The organism is Lactobacillus sp. PSON (assembly GCF_052615405.1).
This window is the reverse complement of sequence record NZ_JBQXFW010000010.1, coordinates 1-21,560: the sequence shown is the minus strand read 5'-3', so window position 1 is coordinate 21,560 and position 21,560 is coordinate 1. Positions and strand designations below refer to the sequence as shown.

Below are 21,560 nucleotides of genomic sequence, written 5' to 3'. Positions count from 1 at the left end.
TTTGGAGGAGCTTATGACGATACCTATTTTTTATACAATTAGTGATAATTATACACCTTACGCAGCTGTTTCTATTAAGTCACTAATTGACCATGCAGATGACAAAAAAGACTACACTATTACTCTTTTAGTGCAAGAAATTACCGATGAACATAAAAAAGCACTTGAAAACTTAGCAACTTCAAATGTTCATATTAATATTTTTCATATCAATGATGAAATGGTTCAACCTATTCACCAAGGCGAAGAAAATTACTTACGTGGTCAATTTTTTACAATGTCAATTTTCTATCGTTTATTTATTCCTGAACTATTTCCAGAATATGATAAATGTGTATATCTTGATGCAGATACAATTATTAATGCAGACATTGCACAACTTTACGAAACAGATATAAAAGACAATATGTTTGCTAGTTGTCCAGACTTATCTATCCGTTATATGCCACTACTACAAGAATATATTAAAGAATGCCAAGGAATATTCCCACCAGAAAAATATATTAATAACGGAGTGATTGTCTTTAATATGAAAGCTTTTAGAGACAAAAAATTTATTGATAAGTTCTACTATTTAATGAATAAGTACCACTTCGATAATGTAGATCCTGATCAAGCATACATGAATGAAATATGTGAAGATAAAATTTACCATTTAGATAAAGAATGGGACGCAATGCCAAATGAGAGCATTCCTGAAATTCAAAATCCTAAAATTGTTCACTATAACTTATTCTTTAAGCCATGGCATTTTAAAGATGTTCAATATGGTGATTACTTCTGGAATGTTGCCAAAACTACCGAATTTTATGATCAATTAAAACAAGAACTTGCTAGTTTTACAGATGAAGACAGACAAAGAGCTCGCAATGATTTAAAATTGATGGCTGAAAAAGTCAAGCATATCGAGCAAGAACCTTACACTTGGGCTAAAGTAAAACAGGTAGAGGATGTAAGAATTTAGAGGCAAATTATGACGGTTCCAGTTTTTTATAGTATTAGTGATGATTTTACAAAATACGCGGCAGTTTCATTACATTCCTTAGTAAAAAATGCCAATCCCAAAACTGACTATACTGTTTATTTTTTAAATCAAGATTTAAGCGATAAACACAAAAAAGATTTGGAAGATTTAGGTGCTAAAAACGTTCATATTAAGTTTTCTCATATTGACGATCAATTAGTTGCTCCTATTAAAAATCGTAAAGAAAACTATCTACGAGGAGATTTTTTTACGATGTCAATTTTTTATCGCTTATTTATCCCGGAATTATTTCCAGAATATAATAAAGCAATCTACATCGATAGTGACACAATTATTAATGATGATATCGCTAAACTCTACCAAATAAATTTAGAAGATAATTTATTTGCAGCTTGTACTGATTCATCCATTCAATATGTTGACAAAATGATTAAGTATATTAAAGATGTTTTAGCACTTGACCCTAAAAAATATATTAATTCAGGAATGCTCGTAATGAATTCTAAAGCATTTCGTGATGAAGATTTTGTTGATCATTTTTTAGATTTGCTTGAAAGATATCACTTTAACTGTATTGCTCCAGACCAAGATTATTTAAATGAAATTGGTGAAGGTAGAATTTTACATTTGGATGCGAAATGGGATGCAATGCCAAATGAAAATACCCAACCATTGAAATCTCCAAGTTTAATTCATTATAATTTATTCTTTAAGCCATGGCATTTTAATGGAGTTCAATATGAGTACTATTTCTGGAACAATGCTCGTGAAACTAAATTCTACGATATATTAAAAAAAGAACTTGATAATTACACAGAGACCCAGAGACAAAAAGACAAAGAAAAATTAAATAAAATGCTCGAAAAAGAGGATATAACTAGCAGAGATCCTCACAATTGGGCTAGAGTTAAAGAGCAAGGACCTGTAACATTATGATAATTGGAGATAACCGTGATAAAGTTATTGAAAATATAAAACAAGCTGCAAATAATCGTAACTTTACCGCAAAAGTAGAAATCGGCGACCCACAAATGTCACTAGAAGAACGATTGCAATTAGTTGACGAATTTTGGAAAAAACAAAATGGTCTACGTAGTAAGTTTAATAACGATATGGGGAGAATTATGCTTAATGCTTTCGCCCATACTTTATCTGCTTCTACTGAAATTAAAGGAATCGAAAACCTAAAAGACTTACCTCGTGGAGGAGCGATAGTTACTGCCAATCATTTTAATCAAACTGATGCACTAACTATTAAGCGTTTGGCTCAAAAGTGTCATCATAAACTATCCATTGTAATTGAAGATACTAATTTGATGTTGCCAGGCTTTTTTCGCTATTTAATGAACTATATTGGTACTATTCCTTTAGTTAATAGTCCTAGCTATATTGGCAGCAAATTCCCCAAGCATCTTCATGATGCTTTAGAAGATAATAATTGGGTGTTAATTTTCCCTGAACAAGAAATGTGGTGGAATTACCGTAAACCTCGTAAACCTCAGCGTGGTGCTTATTATTTTGCTGCTAAGCAAAATGTCCCAATTATTTCAACTTTTGTAGAAATTCAAGCAACGGATAAGCTTGAAAAGGGCAGTGATGAGTTTTATCAGACTAAATATATCGTCCATGTTTTGCCAACTATTTATCCTGATAATACTTTAAATGCTAATCAAAACTCTAAAAAAATGATGGAACAAGATTATAAGCAAAAAGTAGCTGCTTATGAAAAAGCATATGGTAAAAAGCTAGACTATGACTTTACTAACTGGGATATTGCTGGCTGGCGTGGAAAATAATTTTGCATAAATATTTTTCAGGTGATAGAATTACCCATAAACTTAATAAGGAGGATAATTCTAATGAAAGAATTCACTAAGGATACCCTTGCAGAGTTTAATGGAAAAGATGGTAAACCTGCTTACGTTGCAGTAGACGGTGATGTTTATGATGTTTCAGCACATTATAGTGATAAGAGCCATTACACTGCGGGAGAAGATATAACTGCAGCTTTTGCTCATTCTCCACATGGAAAAGATATGCTCAAGCATTTACCAAAAGTTGGTAGCTTTAAAAATTAAAATGGACCTCACAGTTTTGTGAGATCCATTTTTTGTTAGGAATTAGTTATATTTTTTATGAGTAATAATTAAAGCGCTAAATACTTTTCAGCGTTACGTAAATCTTCAATTGACAATTGTCCTGGAGCTGATGTTTTGCCAACTGCCCCAAATGATAAACTTGAACCAAATACTTGACCAGCTATCCGTGTTACTTTTCCAATGTCTCCCATTGCCATAGTAATCAATGGATTATCAATTTCTTGGCTCACCTTATTAGTTGCTTCTAATAATCTTAAAACATCCCTTGCAGAATGTGGCATACATGCAAGTTTAGGTATATCAGCTCCCAACTGGACCATTTTCTTCAAACGAAATTCAATGACATCCTTAGCTGGAACTTTTTCAAAATCATGATTACTCATTATAACAACTACATTATAATTATGAGCAAGCTTTACAAGTTCTTTTACTCGAAGTTCATCATGAAATAATTCAATATCGACTGCATCTCCAAGTCGATGTTTAATTACTTCTTCAACCAAATCTAGATAATGATGTTCATCTAATTCACGAACTCCGCCTTCATTTTTAGTTCGAAAAGTTATCAAGATTGGAAGCTCTCCAACTATTTCGCGTAACTTTTTAGCAGTTGAAATCAAGTTATTATGATGTTTTATTCCATCATCATAATAATCAATTCGCCATTCCATTAAGTCAGGTTTTGCCACAACTATATTTTTTGCTGAAGATAAAATTTCTTTTTCAGTGGTACCAACATTTGGAACAGCGATTTTAGGTAATCCTTCACCCAAAACAATATTTCTAATTTTTACAGTCATTTTTATGGCCTACTTTTCATCTTCAAACATAATTTTGCGAATATAATCAGTTGGCATATCTTTACCAGTCCATAATTTAAATGCGGCAGCACCTTGTTCAATCATCATACCAATTCCATCAAATACATGCTCGACTCCTGCCTTTTGAGCGACTTTCATAAGTTTAGTAGTTCTTGGTGCATAAACTGTATCAAAAACAACCATATCTTTATGGAACCATGATGGATCTGATACCAAAGTCTTATCTTCTAATGGCTTCATACCAACTCCTGTTGCATCACAATAAATATCTGATTCACTTATAGCTTTCTTAAATGCTTCTTGATCAGCTAAATCAGTCAGTGAAACTTTGCAGTCAGTATTTTCTTCAATGGTTTTTACATTTTTTTCAGCTTGAGCCCATTTATCATCTTTGATGTTAAAGATTTTTATTTCTTTAACTCCATCAAGTGCAGATTGTACTGCAATCGGTGTAGCAGCTCCTCCAGCACCAGCTAAAGTCATTACTTTATCTTTAATGTCAATTCCTTCATCTTTAAGTGATTGAACAAACCCAATCCCATCAGTAGTATAACCAGTTAAAACACCATCATCATTAACGATCGTATTTACTGCATCACACATTTTAGAAGCAGGAGAAAGTTTATCTAAATACTTAATAACTTCCTTTTTATTAGGCATTGAAACATTGGAACCACGCATATCAAGCGTACGAATAGCATTTACTGCACCTTCAAGTTTATCATTTCCAATTTCAAAACATAAATATGCATAGTTAAGACCTAATTTAGCAAATGCATTATTATGCATAGTTGGTGACATTGAGTGACGAATTGGATATGCCATAAGTCCAATTAAAATTGTATGTCCATCAAGCCAACCAGTAATTGGTCCATCTATTCCAGTAATTTTGTTAGTCATTTTTGTAAACTCCTTATAAAATCAATTATCTTATTAATCTATATTTATGATACCGCTTGCATTTATACCGATAAATAAAATAAAATTGTTTTATTAATTAAATTATTCTATGATTCATTCAGATAACCAACCGTTAAACATGGGAGATAAATATGAACTTGAAGCATTTAGAATTTTTCATTACATTGGCTAAAACAGAACATATGGCAAAAGCAGCTGAATTATTAGGAATATCTCAACCATCCCTATCTTATGCCATTAATAATTTAGAAGATGAATTAGGAGCTCCTCTTTTTGAAAAGGATGGACGTAATATTAAATTAACTAACTATGGAAAAATATATCTAGCATATGTTCAAAATAGTCTTAATACTTTAAAAAGAGGAAATGAATATATTTCTGAACTGCTAGACGTCAATCGCGGACATATTAATTTAGGCTTTACTTATACAATGGGACAAGACTTGGTTCCTAGACTAGTTCATGAGTTTAAGCAAAAAAATCCTCAAGAAAAAATTTCTTTTGAGTTTAAACAAGGTACAACAAATCAATTAGTAAATGATTTATTAAATGATAAATTAGATTTAATAATTGCTTCTAAACCAGAAAAAATAAGCATTAATAATAAAATTAATGCTTATCATCTTGTTGACCAAGAAATGGTAGCTGCAGTTCCTATAAATCATAATTTAGCTAAATATGATTCAGTTTCTATAAGAGATCTAATTAAATATCCTTTTATAATGTATTCATCTAAAAGCGGATTACGTCCTCGATTAAATCAAATTTTCAAAAATGCAAATGTTATCCCTAATATAAAATTAGAAGCAGTAGAAGACCATACAATTATTGGTTTTGTTCATTGGAACTACGGTGTCGCAATTATTCCAAATCTACCTCAACTTAATCCAAAAGAAGTTAAAATTTTACATTTAAAAAATAATATTGGAGTTCATCCTATTTATATCATCACTAAAGCAAATCACTTTTTAACGCCATCTGCCACACAATTTTTAGAATTTTGCCAAACTTATTGTAGAATTCAATTTTTAAATAAAGGAAAAATGATATAGAAATTATTACTGATTAAAAAATTTTTTATTCTTCTGAAGCACCAGTTACAGCATCTGGATCTTCAATTTCATTATTAAATTTTCTTTGATATGAATTAGTATTATCAGCAGCCATTGTTCCTGCAACAAATCCCGAAGCATAACTCCATGAATTCATCATACTTGGCATTGAATCATGTCCATTTGCTCCACCAATAATTTCACCTGAAGCATAAAAATTCTCAACTGGTTGCATATTTATATCAAGTAGCTGCATATGATTATTTGTTTCATAACCACCTAAAGTAGTACAAAAGCGCTGCTTTTGTTCAATGATATAGTAGGTATTTCCTTCATATTTATGTAAGTACTTCTTATCTCTTCCAAATTCAGGATCATAACCTGCTTTAGCCATTTCATCATAATTATCAATAGTTTCCTGAAGAGTTTTATAATCAATTCCTGCTTTTTGAGCTGCTTCTTCAAGAGTTCCCTTAACTAAGATTGGGCTCTTTTTACCATCTAAGTCAAAATAACTTTGAATTTCTTCTCTAGTAAATCCATATTTTAACAGCAACTCATAAAATTTATCCCAAGTTCTTTTATCCATTACAATATAAGCAACTTGACCTGGTTGTTTGCCAATTGCATCCCTAAAATGAGTATATGGTGCTGATTCATTTACAATACGTTTTCCTAATTTATTAACAAAAATTGCACCTAAATCTGTTGCCTTTTTAGTAGAATAAGTTGTTAGTTTAGCAATTCCAGGTTCGACTTCAAGTCCATGTGGATAAACTTTATACCAATTAAGATTTCGAGTTACCAAATTCATATTCTTAGCAAAATCAAAATAATCTCCTGTAGAAGTCATCGGACCATAATATGGAATACTTGTCTTATGTGACTTATAATCGCGTGCACCCCAGCCACCTGCAGACAAAATAAGTGACTTAAAATTAACCTTTGTTGTTTGATGCTTACCTTCAGCAAGCAAAGAAGTTAGAATACCATTTTCTTTATTAAGTTTTTCAACACGGGCATCAAGTAAAATTTTTCCGCCCTTTTCTTTAAAAGCTTTAGCTACTTTAGTTATTAATTCGTATGAACTTTGACTTGGCATTTCAATTTGGCGATTAATACTATGTTCAACTGTTTGAGTTTCTGCTTTTTGATAAGTAAGATTTGCAAAATCAGCAATAAAATCAACAGCTCTTCCAATATTATTAGCAAGCAAATTAGATAACATTGGATAATTCGTTCCACGACTTTCACGAGTAATATCTGCTACCAATTTTTCTGGCGAATCTTCATTTGCAATCTTACCAAATAATTCCTTTGAAATTCTTGATCCGGTTCCTACAACATTTGACCCATTTAAAATAGTAGCACCACCTAAATAGCCATTTTTCTCAAGTACTATTACACTCTTTCCCATTGAAAGTGCACGACTGGCTGCCATCAATCCTGCCATTCCACTACCAATAACAGCAACATCAACATTTATTTCAACATCTTCATGCTCAGTATTTACAGGCTTTGAATCAAGCTTAATATCATTTTCTTCTAAGGCCTTTTTACCAGAATCAAGAATTGCTTGCGTCATAATTGTGGCACCACTTACTGCATCCACATCAAAACTTTGTCTATTTAATACTTCGTTTTTCAATTTATCAAAAGCTTGATTAAAAATAGCTGGTGTTTCTGAGTTATTAGTAATTTTAATATTATTGATTTCATCATTATTAATATCAATATCAAAATCAATTTTTCCGTTTCGCCCATCAGCTTGTGCTTTAATTATTTTTTTATTCATAATTTTACCTTTCTATTATTTAAATCGCTTTCATTATATATGAGATAATTATTTATAAAAATAAACAAAGTTCTTAGTTTTAATAGAAATAATCTAACAATTAAGAGCTTTGCTTATAAGATATTTATCTTTCAATATTAAATTTTTTGCTACGCTTAATTAAAATTAATGCCAAAATTACTGAAACAATCGTAATAATTGCAGTAATCCAAAATACAGCTTACGTACTTGTAGAGTTTGCCTTTAAAACAAAAGCTGCTACAAGAGGAGCTACAAAATAAACAACCGCAGGTGCAAAGCTATAATATGATGTGATTTTACCATGATTTTCAGGAAAATATGAAGTTAACACAGATAGACCAACTTGCCATACACCACCAGCAGCAAAAAATCCTACTAAAAATGCACCAAGTGCACCGATTATTTCTGAGGGAATTAAAACCATCATCAATAACCCAATTGCTGTAATAATTTGATAAATAAGAATTAAATTTAATCTTTTAACTTTAGTAACTAATGCAGAAGTTACAAATACAGATATTAATGAAGCGATTGAATACCATGAAACTAATTGATTTGCATTTACTGCAGTTTGGTTCAAAACGTATTGTCCATAATATGGTGCATATAATGAAAATATATAAAATGAAAAACAAAGAGTAAATCCTAATGTAATAATCATCACACCATCAACAGCTAATTTAGGCTTTTCAACTGATAAATTTTTAATTTTTTCTGTATGCGTTTTTTGATTAGATTCTTTTTTCTTAAGCTGTGGAGCAAATACTGCCTTTAATGTAATAAATATATCAATTACTAAAACAATTGATAATACAATTGCTGTTACTTTAGGACTTTTAATAAGTTTTACCCAGAAAGGGAAAAGCATTTGCATTACTTGCATTGCAGCTTTCACAAATGAATTCATTGTAGCAGTTTTATCCGGAAAAGCATCTGCTAATGCAGGATACCCAGCAGTATCACCAAATGAATTAGTGGCACCAAAAAATATTGCAGCAATTCCAGCTATCCAAACGTTATTTGCATAGGCTGCTCCTAACAAAAATATAATATCGCACACCAAAGCAATGAGAAGTGTCTTTTTTCTACCAATTTTATCTGAAATTGCACCAGCAAACAAAATTGTAATAATTCTACCTAGTCCTACCATCGCCATTACAATAGAAATTGCTGTGTCACTTGCATTCCATATTTTTGCTAAAACTTGTCTATACTGACTAATAAAAATTGTAGCAGCTCCAACAACGGCATAATTTAAATAAACAGAAGTAGCTGCACCAATATAATGTTCTTTTTTCATAGTTTACCCCCTAGCCAAACAATAACAGCGCTTTCATATTTATAATATACCGCTATATTAAAACTATTAATAATTGAAACTAATTGTCATTATATACGCTTTTTCAATATCAAATAATTATTGATATTTAAGGGAATGAAATAATTTAAATTTATTTGAATAATAAAAAAGACGCATTTTTCACTTTTTTACAGTAAAAATGCGTCTTTTTTTACATTTTTTATTGATTTTATTAAATTAAATATAGTTTTTATTAATGATTATTGAAAATAAAAAATATCTAACCAAACCTTAAATGATATTAAATTTGTTTTTTACACTATCAATATATTTTTTTTGAGCAGAATCTTTTATTTTATATTGTGGAATTGGTTCTTTAACAGGGTTTAGGTCTTCATCAACTGCTACGTAAGTAAATACAGCTTCACCAATTTTTTCTTTATTACGTCCATCTAAAGAAATATGATTAACTTCTGCATAAATTGTCATAGTATGTTTTGTAGTTTTAAGCAAACTAACACAAAAATTGATATGATCTCCAGCATGTGCTTTTTTTAAAAAAATAAATTTATCTATTCTTCCAGTTAATGTTCTAGTATGACAATAAGAATTAGCAAATATCCCCATTGCGGAATCAATATTATTAATAATCTTTCCACCATGCGCAACGTTCATATGATTTAGCATTCCTGCTGTTACAAAATAATCTCCCATTTCACGTTTAAAAAACTTATTACTCATACCTTATTCCTCAGCAATTTGTTTTAAAATATACTTTTTTATTTTACCATTAGCTGTTTTAGGTAAAGAATTAACAATCCAAAGTTTTTCAGGCCAAAGCTTTTTATCAACTTTATTATCCTTTAAAGCATTAATCAGTTTTTCTTTATTCATGTTTAAATCTGGTCTTTTTAGTACGACAAATGCTCCAATTCTCTGTCCTAATCGAATATCTGAAATACCTAAAACAGCTACGTCTTTAATGTTATTACAATTTCTAACTTTATCCTCAACTGCACGTGCGGAAATATTTTCTCCACCACGAATAATTTTATCACTACTTCTGCCATCTACTTCAATAAGATTATCAGAAGTATAATGTCCTAAATCACCTGTAATAAACCATCCATTATCAAAAGCATTGGCTGTTTTATCTGGTTGACCCAAATATTCTTTAAATAAGATAGATCCTCTAACTTCAATCATACCTTGAATATTTGGTTGTAAAATCTCTATTTTATTTTTTATTAAACGTACATCAACATTACTTATTGGCTTTACAGCAGTAGTTATACTTCCATGTTCTTCAAAATACTTCTTTGGAGTATAACTAAATGGAACTGCTTCAGTTAAACCATAACAGTTATATAAAGGAATATGACGAGCTTTAGCCTTGTTTAATAGTGATTTTTTAATTTTATCACCACCACAAACAAGCATTTTCAAATTGTTTAAACTTTTTAGTTTATATAATATATCGTACATAACTGTTGGTAAGCTATCTATATAAGTAATTGGATATTTTATAATCAATGCTGCCATTTCTTTTAAATTATAGTGGCGCATTATTACCATTGTACTACCAGCAATTATTGTTGAAATTAAACCATGATGAAACCCAATAGCATGATACATCCCTGATGGCATCAAAATCATATCTGTATTTGTTATTCCAAATGCAGAATTATATCCATATTCTGCAGCTAAAATATTTTTATTAGTTAATACTACTCCTTTAGGTAAACCACTAGTGCCAGAAGTATTTAATATTAACAAAGGACTTTCTATATCATTTACATAATTTCTAAATAAATTAGATGATTTTTTACGAATAAAATATTTTAAATCATCAAACTTACTAATAGAATACCCGTTTAATTTTTCAATATTAAAAAATGTATCCCGCCCTCTTAGTGCATGTTGAGCAATAATTGCATGAGGTTTAAATCTAATCAATAAATTTTTAATCTCATCAATATCAAAATGAGGATTTAAGGGGTTTATTACAACTTCTAATTTAATACAGGCAATAATCATTACAATATTTTTAATATTAAGTTCAAATTGTAATGCAACTATATCTCCCTTTTTTATACCTAGTTTTTTTAAAATATTAATTTTTGTATTAGCTAACTCATCTATCACGCCATAAGAATACTTTTTATTTTTTTCTATTATAAATACTTTCTGTGGGGTATCGTGTATTCTTTCTTCCCACAGTTCCTTTATATTATTTGGATATTCATTCATTTTTACCTCCTATAAGAGGTTAATTAAATTATCTATAATTTTATTAGCATCTCCAATAATTCCATATTCCGCTAATTTAAAAATTGGAGCAGTTTTATCTGTATTAATTGCAATAATATGTTTAGATTTATTCATTCCTACTGTATGCTGAACAGCTCCAGAAATACCAAATGCATAATAAACATCTGGCGAAACGGTTAAGTTAGATATACCAATCATTTTATCAGAGCTTACCCATCCTTGATCAGTAACAGCTTTAGTTGCCGCAACACTTGCATTTAATTTCTTAGCAAGTTCTTGCAAAGGCTTAAATCCATTCATATCTTGTAACCCTTTACCACCTGCTACAATTACTTTTGCATATGATAAATCATTATTAATATCAGGATTAGGAATATATACCTTTGTATCTTTCAATAAGTCATTCCAATTAATTATTTTTACTTTTGCTTGTTGAGCTTTATCAAATACACCATTAAATGATAGCGAAATGATTGCTGAATTTTTAATTGGTGTTTCTCTACTAGCCCTTGTATCTTCGATATTTCTAATAACTGTAAAGGAATTTGGGCTTTCCTTAATACTTGCAACATGAGGTACAAATATTGTATTTAATTTAGCTGCTAATCTTGAAGCAATACTATTACCTAAATTATTATCTTCGAAAACAACTAGATAATCGTTTTGTTTTTGTAAAATATCATAAATGATTTTTACTATACTATTAAAGTTAGTTACTTCAAATTTTTTACTATCATAAATAATAGTATTAATACCTGTTGAAGAATATTTTTCTTTAATATCTTCAGCATGATTAGTAAACACAATAGTTTTCAAATTTTTAGCAAAATTATCTTTTAATCCCGCTAAAGTACTAATATTTGTGCTTTTATCAACGTTTTTATCTTCAATTTGAATATAATATATTGGTCTCATTTTAAAATTCCATCATCTTTAAGTAAATCAACTAATTCTTGCACTGAATTTGGATCTTTATTCAAATCAAAAATCACTTTTTTATGTTTCTTTTGATCTGCAATAATTTGACTTTCATCATTATTATTTTTATTTACTTTAATATCCGTAACTGGCACAGTTAAAGCATTATGCAATTTAACAAAACTTGGTAAATGAGGGTTATTAATCATATCTAATACGGAAATTACGGCTGGCAATTTATATTGACCCCGAATCTTTCCTTTTCCTAAATTAGATTCATAATTAAATTTAGTATCAATAGCTGATACATAATCATAATAAAAATAATCTAATTTTTGAGCTATATATGCGGAGAGTATATCTGAATTTGTATTGTAGCCACTAAGAATTAAATCATAGTCTTTTTTATTTTTTTGAATATAATTAATGAACTGATCTGTAATATAGTTTTCTTGCAATGGATCATTAATATCTACTCCACTAAATTTAACAACATTATCTACTCCCATAGCTAAAGCTTCATGCAAAACTCTATCTGCTAAAACCCCCTTTTCAAATGTATATGCATCAACTGTGCCACCATTTTTTTCTATCCAACTCAAAGCAAATTCAATTGCTGCTTTATCTGTTTTACTCAAAAAAAGATTATCCGTATGATATGTAACTTTATTTTTATGAACTGTGTATACTTTTGAGTCTGTAATAGCTGTTTTTACAATAATAGCAATTTTCATTTTCTACCTCTAACTTAATTCATATTCTTTTTCTACTTCACGTGCGATCGTCATTCTTTGAATTTCATTTGTACCTTCAAGAATTTGAAAGCCTTTAACATCTCGCATAAGCTTTTCAACCGGATATGCTTTTGTATATCCATATCCTCCTAAAATTTGAACTGCATCAGAAGTTTCCTTTTGAGCAACATCAGTTACATATAATTTTGTCATTGCACCTTCTTTTCGCACTGATTGCCCAACATCCATCATCTTCATAGTGTTATTTACTAATAATCTAGAAGTTTCAACAGCAGTTGCCATATCTGCAAGCATATTTTGTACAGATTCAAATCGACTAATAGGTTTACCAAATTGTTCACGTGCATTTGCATATTTTGCCGCTTCATTTAAAGCTCTTTGCATAATTCCAACTGTTAAAGTAGACACATATGCTCGTGATAAATTTAAGCTATTTAAAGCAATATTAATCCCTCGTCCCTCTTTACCAATTAAATTTTTAACAGGAATATGCACATCTCTAAAGGCAATTGGAACTGTATTTGAAAGTCGTAATCCCATTTTATCTTCATGTTTTCCTACCCAGATTCCTGGAGTATTTTTATTAATCATAAATGCAGATAATCCATGGTTTCCATTATCAGAAGTTCTAAATATTCCAATGTATATATCAGCAATTCCACCATTAGTAGCAAAAGCTTTGTCACCATTTAATATATATTCATCTCCTCTTCTAATTGCAGTTGCTTTAACTGACCCTGCATCAGAACCTGCATCTGCTTCTGACATTGTAAAAGCTGCAAAATGACCAGGTTCAATAATATTAGCTAAGCGTTGTGCTTGCTCTTTAGTTCCAGCAAGCATTACACACCTCAATGCTACAAATGATGTAATTAAAGTTAATGCATAACCTGCATCATATTCTGCAATTTTTTCAAATACTAAAGCAGAATCTTCATAAGATAGACCTGCACCACCATATTCTTTAGGAATTTCTAGCATATGTAATCCTATTTGAATAGCAGGTTTAAAAAGTTCCTCTGGACAATATCCTTCTTTATCATATTTTTTAATCAATTCTGGCTTTAAATATTTATCTCCAAATTCTTTAGCTAAATGAATATATTCTCGTTGTGTTTCAGTATACTGTAGTGCCATTTTTATACTCCTATTTAATAGGTTCACCTAAATGACGAATATCTCCTGCTGCACCATCAGCAATCATCTTATTTATTTTTTCGTCACTATAGCCTAAATCATTCTTTAAAACTTCTCGAGTATCCGTCCCTTGTGCTTTTGACGGAGTTAAAACAGGGTTACCTTGGGATTCAAATCTAACAGGATTGGTTGGGATATATCTTTTTGCACCTGAAGGAAATTTCATTAGACGAATTTCATCATTATCTAAAGCCTCTGGATCTTTATAAATCTCTTCTGGAATTTGACAAGCTTCAAGAGGTAAATCCTCTTTTCCAAACAAATTTATCCAATATTTTAAAGGTTTCTTTTTAAATGCATCTTCAAGAATAGCAATGACTTCACTACTTGTACCATTTTCGTTTAAAGTATCCATCTTGTTATAGCGAGTATCCCCAACTACATCATCACGACCAATATTATGCATAACTTTATCAAAATCACGATCATATTCTGGAACACATAATACAAACCAGCGATTATCTGATGTTTTATATGTATCATTAAATGGATTAGTAACACTTTTACGACTCTTAGGATATTTATTTCCGTATTGTGCAGAAACCATAGCAATGTTTTGCATAAATATTGCAGCATGATTTAAGTTAACAGTAACTTTATCTCCCATACCTGTTCTTTGAGCTTGTAGAAGTGCCGCACAAATACCAGCTGCTAAAGTCATAGAAACTTGAAAATCACCATAACCATTAACAGGATTATAAGGATTACTACCTTTATCTACAGTAGTTCCCTGTACTCCTCCTCTAGCTTGATAAGCCGTTGCATCATATCCAGCAGCATCTTTTTTAGGACCATGTTCACCATAACCACGATCTTGGGCAAAAACTAATTTTGGAAATTCCTTATGTAAACTTTCCCAAGTAATTCCCATATGTTCTAAACTTTTAGTTCTAACCGAAGTAAGAAATACATCTGCATCTTTTAATAAGTCTTTAAATGCTTGCATCCCTTCTGGCGTCTTCATATTCAAAGTAATAAAACGTTTATTCATATTAGAAACATCAAAACCTAAGTTTTCATTATCTTCATATTTCATGCCAAAAACCGCGCCTTGAGTTCTACCTGCATCACCTTTTGGAGCTTCAACTTTAATAACATCTGCTCCCCATTCACCAAGTACACGTCCTACAGTAGGAGCTGCTAAAAATTGTGTTAAATCAATTACTTTTATTCCCTTTAAAATTTTATTTGTCATAAATATTCTCCATCCTTTAAATAAAATAAAAGAAAGCAAACCAAAAATTTGATTTTTTGATTTGCTTCCTCCTTTCACTATCTGCTTAATAAATTAATTTGATTTTAAAGGCTATTAATTGGAGTGTGTCCTCCATCCTTGATTAACAAACGTCCAGCAGTCAATCTTTGGACTGAACGTGGACCCTCTTCAAGCCACATAGCACGACAATCACGATACAAACGCTCAGCAGGACCGTATGGATTATCTTGGAAATAACTAATACCTCCAAAAATTTCAAGCATGTAATCAGATGCAAGTTTTACAGTATTAATACTTTCAAGTTTTGCCATAGAAGCTTTCTTTGTAATATCTTTACCTTCTTCATAATCTTTAGCGAGATCCCAAAGCATTAATCTAAGTGCATGAATTTTTGCACCTACGTCAGCAATTTCAAAAATAATAGACTGACGTTTAGCAAGTGGTTTACCAAAAGTTACACGATCCTTCGCATAAGCGATTGACATTTCAAGCATTCTTTGAGCCATACCTAAGTTGGAATCTGCAATATGTGCACGTGATAATGACAATGAAGAAATAGCAACTTTCATACCTTCACCACGTTTACCTAACATGTACTTATCAGGAATTCTCATATTTGTAAATTTTAAATCTGCATGTCCAGCACCACGACACCCCATCATTAATGGCATTTCATGCGCTTCAAATCCTGGAGTATTTGTTGGTACAAAGAACGCTGATAATCTCTCATCGCCTTCTTTATCTGGATCAGTAACTACAATTAAATAGGTAAAATCAGCAACATCAGCATGTGAAATCAAAGTCTTTTCACCATTGATAATCCAGTCATCTCCATCTTTAACGGCTGTAGTGTGTAAATCAGCACCAGTACCGCCTGTTTTTTCAGTTAAAGCAAAGTTAGCAAAAATAGATTTATCTTGGAACTTATCCATATATTTAGCTTTTAATTCATCACTACCAAAATCATTCAATATTCTCCAATTCATGTCTGAAGCATGGTGTAAATGCATACGAATCCCGCCTTGCGTACGTGAAAATTCTTCTTGAACTTGTAAAATTTGTTTTTCGTTCAATCCCCAACCACCATATTCTTTTGGCAATGCAAAACGATACAAATCGTGCTTAATAGCTATTGGGAAGAAATCTTTTGGAAACTTTCTATTCTCTTCAATATATGAAGTCATTTGATCAAACTCATTATCAGCCAAATGACGAATTTCCTTTAAATAGTTTTGAAAATCTTCGTCTGACATACTTTCGCCTGGTTTAGTAGTATGCATAATTGGCGTTTCTTCATATGGTGGCATTGTATGTAATTTCTTTTCTTCTGACATAATATATTCTCCTTTTATCTTTTTTCTTCTTAAAAGCGCTTATTTAATTGACAGCTTCATTATCAAATTTCCATACAAATTTGTACAATTGAGATCAAAATGTTAACCATAAATTATTTAAATAATTCACGGAATATTTTTAATGAAAATAACTATTATTTTGTAATTACTACTAATATTTTTATTATTTTAATCACTTTATTTTTTATGAAAGCGCTATTTGACAATGATATTAGAAAAATTTATAGTTAAGTAAAAGTTATATATGCTATGAGGAAAAGTTATGAATTTAAATCAATTATATTATTTTCGTGAATTGGCAGAACAACGTCAATACACTAAAGCGGCTGATTCTTTATTTATTAGTCAGCCAACTTTATCAGTTTCTATTAAACAATTAGAAAAAGAACTCCATTGTAAATTATTTAAACATTCTGGAAGATATGTTGAATTAACCAAATACGGTAGAATTTTTTATAATACTGTAGTTTCCTCACTTACTACATTAGATAACGGAAAAAGAAAATTAAAGCAAACAATCAATCAAGATAAAGGAAACATCCACATTGCTGGTATCCCGACAACAATTGGAACACTTCTACCCAAATTAGTTGCTTCATATCAGCAAATTGTAGATACGTCACCACATTTTATTTATCATGATAATCCTTCATATCAAATTTGTAAGGGAATTGAAAATGGATGGTATGACTTAGGAATTTGTTCATTTGTTCCTGAATTTAAAAATTTTACTTATATTCCATTTTATACTGAAGATATTGTTGCTATTGTTTCTGAGAAAAATGAACTAGCACAAATTAATGAAATAACACCCGAAGAATTGAGAGGAGAAAGCTTAATAACTTATTCTCAAAAAATTCAAATTGGAAAAGATGTAACTAATGCTCTTTTATCAATAGCTTCAGATTTGAATATTACTAACAGAATGCATGATGAATTAGCAATCGCAGGTCAGGTATTGACTAATAATATTATTGGCATAGTTGCAGATACTATCTATTTGGATGGTTTTGATATTCACAAAATCAAACTTGATATTCCTAAAAATACTCGAACTGTTTACCTAGTTTATGATCCTGAAAGATACTTATCACCTGAAATTTTAGATTTTATAGACTTTTTAAATAGCGAAAAATCAAATATTAATAAATATAACAGCAAAGCAAACTCAATATAAAAATCAACTTATTAATAAAATAAAATCTACTAACTAAAGAAATATTTCAGTAGTAGATTTTTAATTTTTCTCAAAGTTTATATATAAAAATAAATAAAGCTGTATAATAAAATATCTAAAAAAATATAAAATTACTGATTGTAAGCGATTGCCTCTTGTAAATAATGAGTTATATAATAATTATATAATTATAAAGTGAGGCGATATTTATGAACATAAATCAACTATACTACTTTAAAGAATTAGCAAAGCAACGCAAATTTTCTAAAGCGGCTAAGAATTTATCTATTTCGCAACCTAGTTTATCTAATTCTATTAAATCTCTAGAAAAAGAATTAGGCTGTAAACTTATTAATCGCTCTGGTAGTCAAATAACACTAACTAAATATGGAGAAATATTTTTTAAAGCTGCTTCTTCATCAGTCAATATTATTGAAAAGGCAAAAAATGAAATAAATCAATACAAACGTCAAAAAGATAATATTATAAAGATTGTAAGTATCCCTTCTGCAATAAGCAATTATCTTCCAGCAGTTATTCAAAAGTTTAAAAATGAATTTTCGTCAAATACTACATTTATCTATCAAAATAGTCTATCTAATGATATCTACCAAGAATTAGAGAAAGGAAATTTTGATATTGGTATTTGTTCAAAACTTGATACCAACCATAAACTTAAATTTATTCCATTGTATAACGAAGATATTATAGTATTTGTTCGTCCGGAACATCCCTTAGCCAGTCTTTCAGAAATTAACCTGGAAGACTTAAACAACTATAATATTATTACTTATTCTCAAGATACTGTTTTAGGTCAAAAAATAACCCAAGCTCTTTCCTATAATTCTTCATCTCTTAATCTTTCTCCAACTCTTGATAATGACTTAAGTATCGCTGCTCATGTACTGACTAATAATTCTGTAGGAATAGGCGTCGACAGCGCTTTTTTAAATGATTTTAATCTAACCAAAATCAAACTAAAAGTTTCCAAAAATACCAACACCGTTTATTTAGCTTATAATCCCAAACTAGACCTTTCTGCTAATTTAAAACAACTAATTAATTTAATGACCAAAAAAATGGCTATTCCTGAATCGGATTAGCCATTTTTATTTAATGTTTAGATGCTCCAGAATTAGCATCTGTATTATTTGTTTCTTTATTTGCACTATCAGCTGCAATTCTACCAAAAGTAAAAATATCTGCTAGTGAATTACCGCCTAAACGATTACCCGCATGTAGACCACCTGCAACTTCTCCAGCAGCATACAATCCTTTAATTATCTTACCTTGAGTATTAATAACATGAGCTTTAGTATCAATCTTTAAACCACCCATTGTATGATGAATTGCAGGTTTACGTGGAGTAGCATAAAATGGAGCAACTTCACATTTTAAGTTAAACGCACTTTTTCCAAACTCTGGGTCTTTTCCCGCTTCAACATAAGAATTATATTTTTTAATAGTATTAACTAAAGTCTCAGGATTCATACCTAATTTTTGCGCTAATTCTTCTAATGTATCTGCTTTAAATAATGTGCCTGCTTTTACTTGAGCGTCAATTGATTCTTGAGTTGTATTATACGCAGTTTCTTTTATTTTATCATCTGCAATTAAATAAAATAGTCCACCATTTTCAATTGCTGCTTTTGCTAGAGTATCTCTTTCAGCAAACTCATTTACAAATCTTTCTCCCTTTTGGTTAACCATAATAAAGTTCTCAGGTGGAGTTTGTAATCCAGTAAACAATTCTCCAGTTTTTGGATCAGATACTGGCATTAACTGAATGAATCCCATTCCAACAAGTTCTGCATCAGCTTCTTTGCCTAATCCAATCCCATCTCCAGTAATTGCCGGAGAATTAGTTGTGGCAATATTGTCATCAATATGTTTCCAATATGTGTTATATTTTTGAACCATTGAGGTATTTGCACCAAATCCACCAGATGTTAAAATTACACTTTTTGCATGAATCGTAATTTTTGAACCATTACTTTTTTTAGCTACTACACCTGTGACAGTTCCATCTTCTATTATTAAATGTTGAGCACGAGTTTCTAGCAAAATGGTTCCATTATGATTTTTAACCCAATCACCTAACACATGAATAAAAGCATAGCCCATTGGCTCTACTGGCTTGTGGCCTCGACGCCAAAGAGCACCGACCGGCATAGTAACTTGACTTTTATCAAATTTTACACCTAAACCAGCTAACCAATTCACTGAGTCTAATACATTATCAACTAGTTCTTTGACTAAATCATAATTACCATGAATTTCATTTCCATGAAGATCAGTTCTTTTTCCACCTAAATAAGTTTGAATTTCATGTAATAATGTAGAATCAAATAAATAATCATCATTAGAATCGAGATAATTTTGAATTTGCGTTTGTAACTTTTTAAAATCAGCTTGATATTCTAAATCTATATTTTCAAGTGGAATGGATGCTAATTTTTTCAAGTCTTCTTTTTCACCATTTAAAGCTTTAAAATGTTTTTGCCAAATTGGGTCAGCAGCATTCATCGGTCCACCAGCTCGAGTAGTGTTTCCTCCAATTTGAGGATATTTTTCAAGTAATATTACATTTTTCCCATGTTCAATACTTCTAACGCTTGCAGCTAAACCTGCTCCACCAGCTCCTATAACTACTACATCAGTAGTATATTCTTTGTCTTGTGCACTATCACTAACAGGCTTAGGTCGCTTCTTCCATTCGATACTTTTACCACCGGCGCTATCAATTGCTTCTGCAACTCCATCAATTACGCCATGACTTGAAATAGTAGCACCACTGATTGTATCTACATTTAAAGTTTGACCATCTATTATTTGTTGAGGCAAACGTTTAAATACTTCATCAGCCACACCTTTTGTTTCTCCACTAGAATCAATATCAATTTTTTCAATTTTATCTTTAGAAAGAACCACTTTCATTGGCATAAAACTTGAACCGTGGCCTTTTGCTCTTACATTATATATTCCTGATTTCATAGTATCTTCTCTCCTTATAAGACTATTTTACAAGTCTTTAATTCCGCAATGCAATATTATTTGTCCTATAATGAAATTGGAGATAAAAATATTAAGGAGGATTGATTTATTATGTTAGAGTCGGAAAGACGATTACATTATATTGATACCATCTTAAAATATAGTAGCTTTAATAAAGCTGCGCATGAGTTATATATAACACAGCCTTATTTAACACAAATTATTCAGGAAATTGAAAGAAAAAAAGTTGGTACCACTATAATTAATCGATCTCAGCGTCCATATTCATTAACTAATGCTGGCCGGATTTACTATAATTATTTGGAAAGAATATCTTATGATACTCAAGAATTAGATAAAGAATTAATTCCATATACTCACCCAAATCAAAAGTTAATTCGCATTGGCATCTTAGAAAGCTTGGGGACAATTCTATTACCTAAACTTTTACCGTCATTTTTAGATAGTCATCCTGAAGTTGAAGTTCAATTGTTTGAATCATCACCTCAAAAAAACGAAAAAGATTTATTAAAAGAAGAAATAGATTGTTACATCGGACAAAATCCAGAAACTCTCACGCAAGGTGCAAACTATGTTGCTAATGGTACAGAGCAATATTATATAATAATTCCTTCTAAATCATCTTTTTACAAAAAGAGTAAATTTATTTTAAATTATTCAGA

At 30.5% G+C, this 21,560-nt stretch carries 20 protein-coding genes; 8 read left to right on the top strand and 12 right to left on the bottom strand.

Annotated elements, in window-relative coordinates; all coding sequences use genetic code 11:
- The first annotated feature begins 13 nt into the window (after positions 1 to 13).
- The 4 genes from ACTHPI_RS08880 to ACTHPI_RS08865 all read left to right on the top strand — a co-directional run bounded on the left by ACTHPI_RS08880 (position 14) and on the right by ACTHPI_RS08865 (position 3,063).
- Positions 14 to 964 (top strand): glycosyltransferase family 8 protein, encoded by a 951-nt coding sequence (locus ACTHPI_RS08880; protein WP_445353779.1) that lies wholly within the window; start codon positions 14 to 16, stop codon positions 962 to 964.
- 9 nt (positions 965 to 973) lie between these two features.
- Positions 974 to 1,921: a glycosyltransferase family 8 protein gene (locus ACTHPI_RS08875; protein ID WP_445353778.1), complete on the top strand. Its 948-nt coding sequence runs from the start codon at positions 974 to 976 to the stop codon at positions 1,919 to 1,921.
- Entirely contained in the window at positions 1,918 to 2,781 is an 864-nt protein-coding gene (locus ACTHPI_RS08870) for a lysophospholipid acyltransferase family protein (RefSeq protein ID WP_445353777.1), read from the top strand. The genes ACTHPI_RS08875 and ACTHPI_RS08870 overlap by 4 nt, the downstream gene beginning before the upstream one ends.
- Before the next feature lie 63 nt (positions 2,782 to 2,844).
- Complete coding sequence (locus tag ACTHPI_RS08865) at positions 2,845 to 3,063, top strand: cytochrome b5 domain-containing protein (RefSeq protein ID WP_445353776.1); 219 nt, start codon at positions 2,845 to 2,847, stop codon at positions 3,061 to 3,063.
- A gap of 68 nt (positions 3,064 to 3,131) precedes the next feature.
- Here the strand turns inward: ACTHPI_RS08865 and aroD are convergent, their stop codons facing one another.
- Both aroD and ACTHPI_RS08855 read right to left on the bottom strand, forming a co-directional pair.
- On the bottom strand, positions 3,132 to 3,884 hold the full coding sequence (gene aroD / locus ACTHPI_RS08860) for a type I 3-dehydroquinate dehydratase (protein ID WP_445353775.1): 753 nt from the start codon (positions 3,882 to 3,884) through the stop codon (positions 3,132 to 3,134).
- A 9-nt stretch (positions 3,885 to 3,893) separates the two neighbouring features.
- Positions 3,894 to 4,805, bottom strand: coding sequence for a shikimate dehydrogenase (locus tag ACTHPI_RS08855; protein ID WP_445353774.1), 912 nt, complete (start codon positions 4,803 to 4,805; stop codon positions 3,894 to 3,896).
- Positions 4,806 to 4,957: 152 nt separating this feature from the next.
- On the opposite strand from ACTHPI_RS08855, the gene ACTHPI_RS08850 reads away from it, so the two are divergent.
- Positions 4,958 to 5,878 carry a LysR family transcriptional regulator gene (locus ACTHPI_RS08850; RefSeq protein WP_445353773.1) on the top strand — a complete coding sequence of 307 codons (921 nt, stop codon included), beginning with the start codon at positions 4,958 to 4,960 and terminating at the stop codon, positions 5,876 to 5,878.
- Between the two features lie 25 nt (positions 5,879 to 5,903).
- Here the strand turns inward: ACTHPI_RS08850 and ACTHPI_RS08845 are convergent, their stop codons facing one another.
- The 9 genes from ACTHPI_RS08845 to ACTHPI_RS08805 all read right to left on the bottom strand — a co-directional run bounded on the left by ACTHPI_RS08845 (position 5,904) and on the right by ACTHPI_RS08805 (position 16,685).
- Positions 5,904 to 7,673, bottom strand: a complete 1,770-nt coding sequence (locus ACTHPI_RS08845) for an FAD-dependent oxidoreductase (RefSeq protein WP_445353772.1) — start codon at positions 7,671 to 7,673, stop codon at positions 5,904 to 5,906.
- A gap of 220 nt (positions 7,674 to 7,893) precedes the next feature.
- Positions 7,894 to 8,994, bottom strand: a complete 1,101-nt coding sequence (locus tag ACTHPI_RS08840) for an MFS transporter (protein WP_445353771.1) — start codon at positions 8,992 to 8,994, stop codon at positions 7,894 to 7,896.
- 291 nt (positions 8,995 to 9,285) lie between these two features.
- Entirely contained in the window at positions 9,286 to 9,735 is a 450-nt protein-coding gene (locus ACTHPI_RS08835; protein ID WP_445353770.1) for an acyl-CoA thioesterase, read from the bottom strand.
- A gap of 3 nt (positions 9,736 to 9,738) precedes the next feature.
- On the bottom strand, positions 9,739 to 11,244 hold the full coding sequence (locus ACTHPI_RS08830) for an AMP-binding protein (protein WP_445353769.1): 1,506 nt from the start codon (positions 11,242 to 11,244) through the stop codon (positions 9,739 to 9,741).
- A 9-nt stretch (positions 11,245 to 11,253) separates the two neighbouring features.
- The gene (locus tag ACTHPI_RS08825) at positions 11,254 to 12,180 is read right to left on the bottom strand and encodes an electron transfer flavoprotein subunit alpha/FixB family protein (protein ID WP_445353768.1); all 927 of its coding nucleotides are present in this window, start codon (positions 12,178 to 12,180) and stop codon (positions 11,254 to 11,256) included.
- Positions 12,177 to 12,917: a hypothetical protein gene (locus ACTHPI_RS08820; protein WP_445353767.1), complete on the bottom strand. Its 741-nt coding sequence runs from the start codon at positions 12,915 to 12,917 to the stop codon at positions 12,177 to 12,179. Before ACTHPI_RS08820 ends, ACTHPI_RS08825 begins: the two co-directional genes overlap by 4 nt.
- Positions 12,918 to 12,926: 9 nt before the next feature.
- Positions 12,927 to 14,075: an acyl-CoA dehydrogenase family protein gene (locus ACTHPI_RS08815; RefSeq protein ID WP_445353766.1), complete on the bottom strand. Its 1,149-nt coding sequence runs from the start codon at positions 14,073 to 14,075 to the stop codon at positions 12,927 to 12,929.
- Between the two features lie 10 nt (positions 14,076 to 14,085).
- Positions 14,086 to 15,330 (bottom strand): CaiB/BaiF CoA transferase family protein, encoded by a 1,245-nt coding sequence (locus tag ACTHPI_RS08810; protein WP_445353765.1) that lies wholly within the window; start codon positions 15,328 to 15,330, stop codon positions 14,086 to 14,088.
- A 104-nt stretch (positions 15,331 to 15,434) separates the two neighbouring features.
- Entirely contained in the window at positions 15,435 to 16,685 is a 1,251-nt protein-coding gene (locus tag ACTHPI_RS08805; protein WP_445353764.1) for an acyl-CoA dehydrogenase family protein, read from the bottom strand.
- 283 nt (positions 16,686 to 16,968) lie between these two features.
- On the opposite strand from ACTHPI_RS08805, the gene ACTHPI_RS08800 reads away from it, so the two are divergent.
- Together ACTHPI_RS08800 and ACTHPI_RS08795 are read left to right on the top strand one after the other, a co-directional pair.
- Positions 16,969 to 17,883: a LysR family transcriptional regulator gene (locus ACTHPI_RS08800; RefSeq protein WP_445353763.1), complete on the top strand. Its 915-nt coding sequence runs from the start codon at positions 16,969 to 16,971 to the stop codon at positions 17,881 to 17,883.
- A 209-nt stretch (positions 17,884 to 18,092) separates the two neighbouring features.
- On the top strand, positions 18,093 to 18,986 hold the full coding sequence (locus ACTHPI_RS08795) for a LysR family transcriptional regulator (RefSeq protein WP_445353762.1): 894 nt from the start codon (positions 18,093 to 18,095) through the stop codon (positions 18,984 to 18,986).
- 10 nt (positions 18,987 to 18,996) lie between these two features.
- On the opposite strand, the gene ACTHPI_RS08790 is transcribed toward ACTHPI_RS08795, so the two are convergent.
- Entirely contained in the window at positions 18,997 to 20,877 is a 1,881-nt protein-coding gene (locus tag ACTHPI_RS08790; protein ID WP_445353761.1) for a flavocytochrome c, read from the bottom strand.
- Between the two features lie 111 nt (positions 20,878 to 20,988).
- Between ACTHPI_RS08790 and ACTHPI_RS08785 the strand changes: the two genes are divergently transcribed.
- Positions 20,989 to 21,560 (top strand): LysR family transcriptional regulator (locus tag ACTHPI_RS08785; protein ID WP_445353760.1); only part of this gene is annotated, 572 nt, incomplete at its 3' end.

Excerpts from the sequence above, each read along its gene's own strand:
- ACTHPI_RS08880 (WP_445353779.1), top strand. The coding sequence starts at position 14 with ATGACGATACCTATTTTTTATACAATTAGTGATAATTATACACCTTAC.
- ACTHPI_RS08875 (WP_445353778.1), top strand. The coding sequence starts at position 974 with ATGACGGTTCCAGTTTTTTATAGTATTAGTGATGATTTTACAAAATAC.
- ACTHPI_RS08870 (WP_445353777.1), top strand. The coding sequence starts at position 1,918 with ATGATAATTGGAGATAACCGTGATAAAGTTATTGAAAATATAAAACAA.
- ACTHPI_RS08865 (WP_445353776.1), top strand. The coding sequence starts at position 2,845 with ATGAAAGAATTCACTAAGGATACCCTTGCAGAGTTTAATGGAAAAGAT.
- aroD (WP_445353775.1), bottom strand. The coding sequence starts at position 3,884 with ATGACTGTAAAAATTAGAAATATTGTTTTGGGTGAAGGATTACCTAAA.
- ACTHPI_RS08855 (WP_445353774.1), bottom strand. The coding sequence starts at position 4,805 with ATGACTAACAAAATTACTGGAATAGATGGACCAATTACTGGTTGGCTT.
- ACTHPI_RS08850 (WP_445353773.1), top strand. The coding sequence starts at position 4,958 with ATGAACTTGAAGCATTTAGAATTTTTCATTACATTGGCTAAAACAGAA.
- ACTHPI_RS08845 (WP_445353772.1), bottom strand. The coding sequence starts at position 7,673 with ATGAATAAAAAAATAATTAAAGCACAAGCTGATGGGCGAAACGGAAAA.
- ACTHPI_RS08840 (WP_445353771.1), bottom strand. The coding sequence starts at position 8,994 with ATGAAAAAAGAACATTATATTGGTGCAGCTACTTCTGTTTATTTAAAT.
- ACTHPI_RS08835 (WP_445353770.1), bottom strand. The coding sequence starts at position 9,735 with ATGAGTAATAAGTTTTTTAAACGTGAAATGGGAGATTATTTTGTAACA.
- ACTHPI_RS08830 (WP_445353769.1), bottom strand. The coding sequence starts at position 11,244 with ATGAATGAATATCCAAATAATATAAAGGAACTGTGGGAAGAAAGAATA.
- ACTHPI_RS08825 (WP_445353768.1), bottom strand. The coding sequence starts at position 12,180 with ATGAGACCAATATATTATATTCAAATTGAAGATAAAAACGTTGATAAA.
- ACTHPI_RS08820 (WP_445353767.1), bottom strand. The coding sequence starts at position 12,917 with ATGAAAATTGCTATTATTGTAAAAACAGCTATTACAGACTCAAAAGTA.
- ACTHPI_RS08815 (WP_445353766.1), bottom strand. The coding sequence starts at position 14,075 with ATGGCACTACAGTATACTGAAACACAACGAGAATATATTCATTTAGCT.
- ACTHPI_RS08810 (WP_445353765.1), bottom strand. The coding sequence starts at position 15,330 with ATGACAAATAAAATTTTAAAGGGAATAAAAGTAATTGATTTAACACAA.
- ACTHPI_RS08805 (WP_445353764.1), bottom strand. The coding sequence starts at position 16,685 with ATGTCAGAAGAAAAGAAATTACATACAATGCCACCATATGAAGAAACG.
- ACTHPI_RS08800 (WP_445353763.1), top strand. The coding sequence starts at position 16,969 with ATGAATTTAAATCAATTATATTATTTTCGTGAATTGGCAGAACAACGT.
- ACTHPI_RS08795 (WP_445353762.1), top strand. The coding sequence starts at position 18,093 with ATGAACATAAATCAACTATACTACTTTAAAGAATTAGCAAAGCAACGC.
- ACTHPI_RS08790 (WP_445353761.1), bottom strand. The coding sequence starts at position 20,877 with ATGAAATCAGGAATATATAATGTAAGAGCAAAAGGCCACGGTTCAAGT.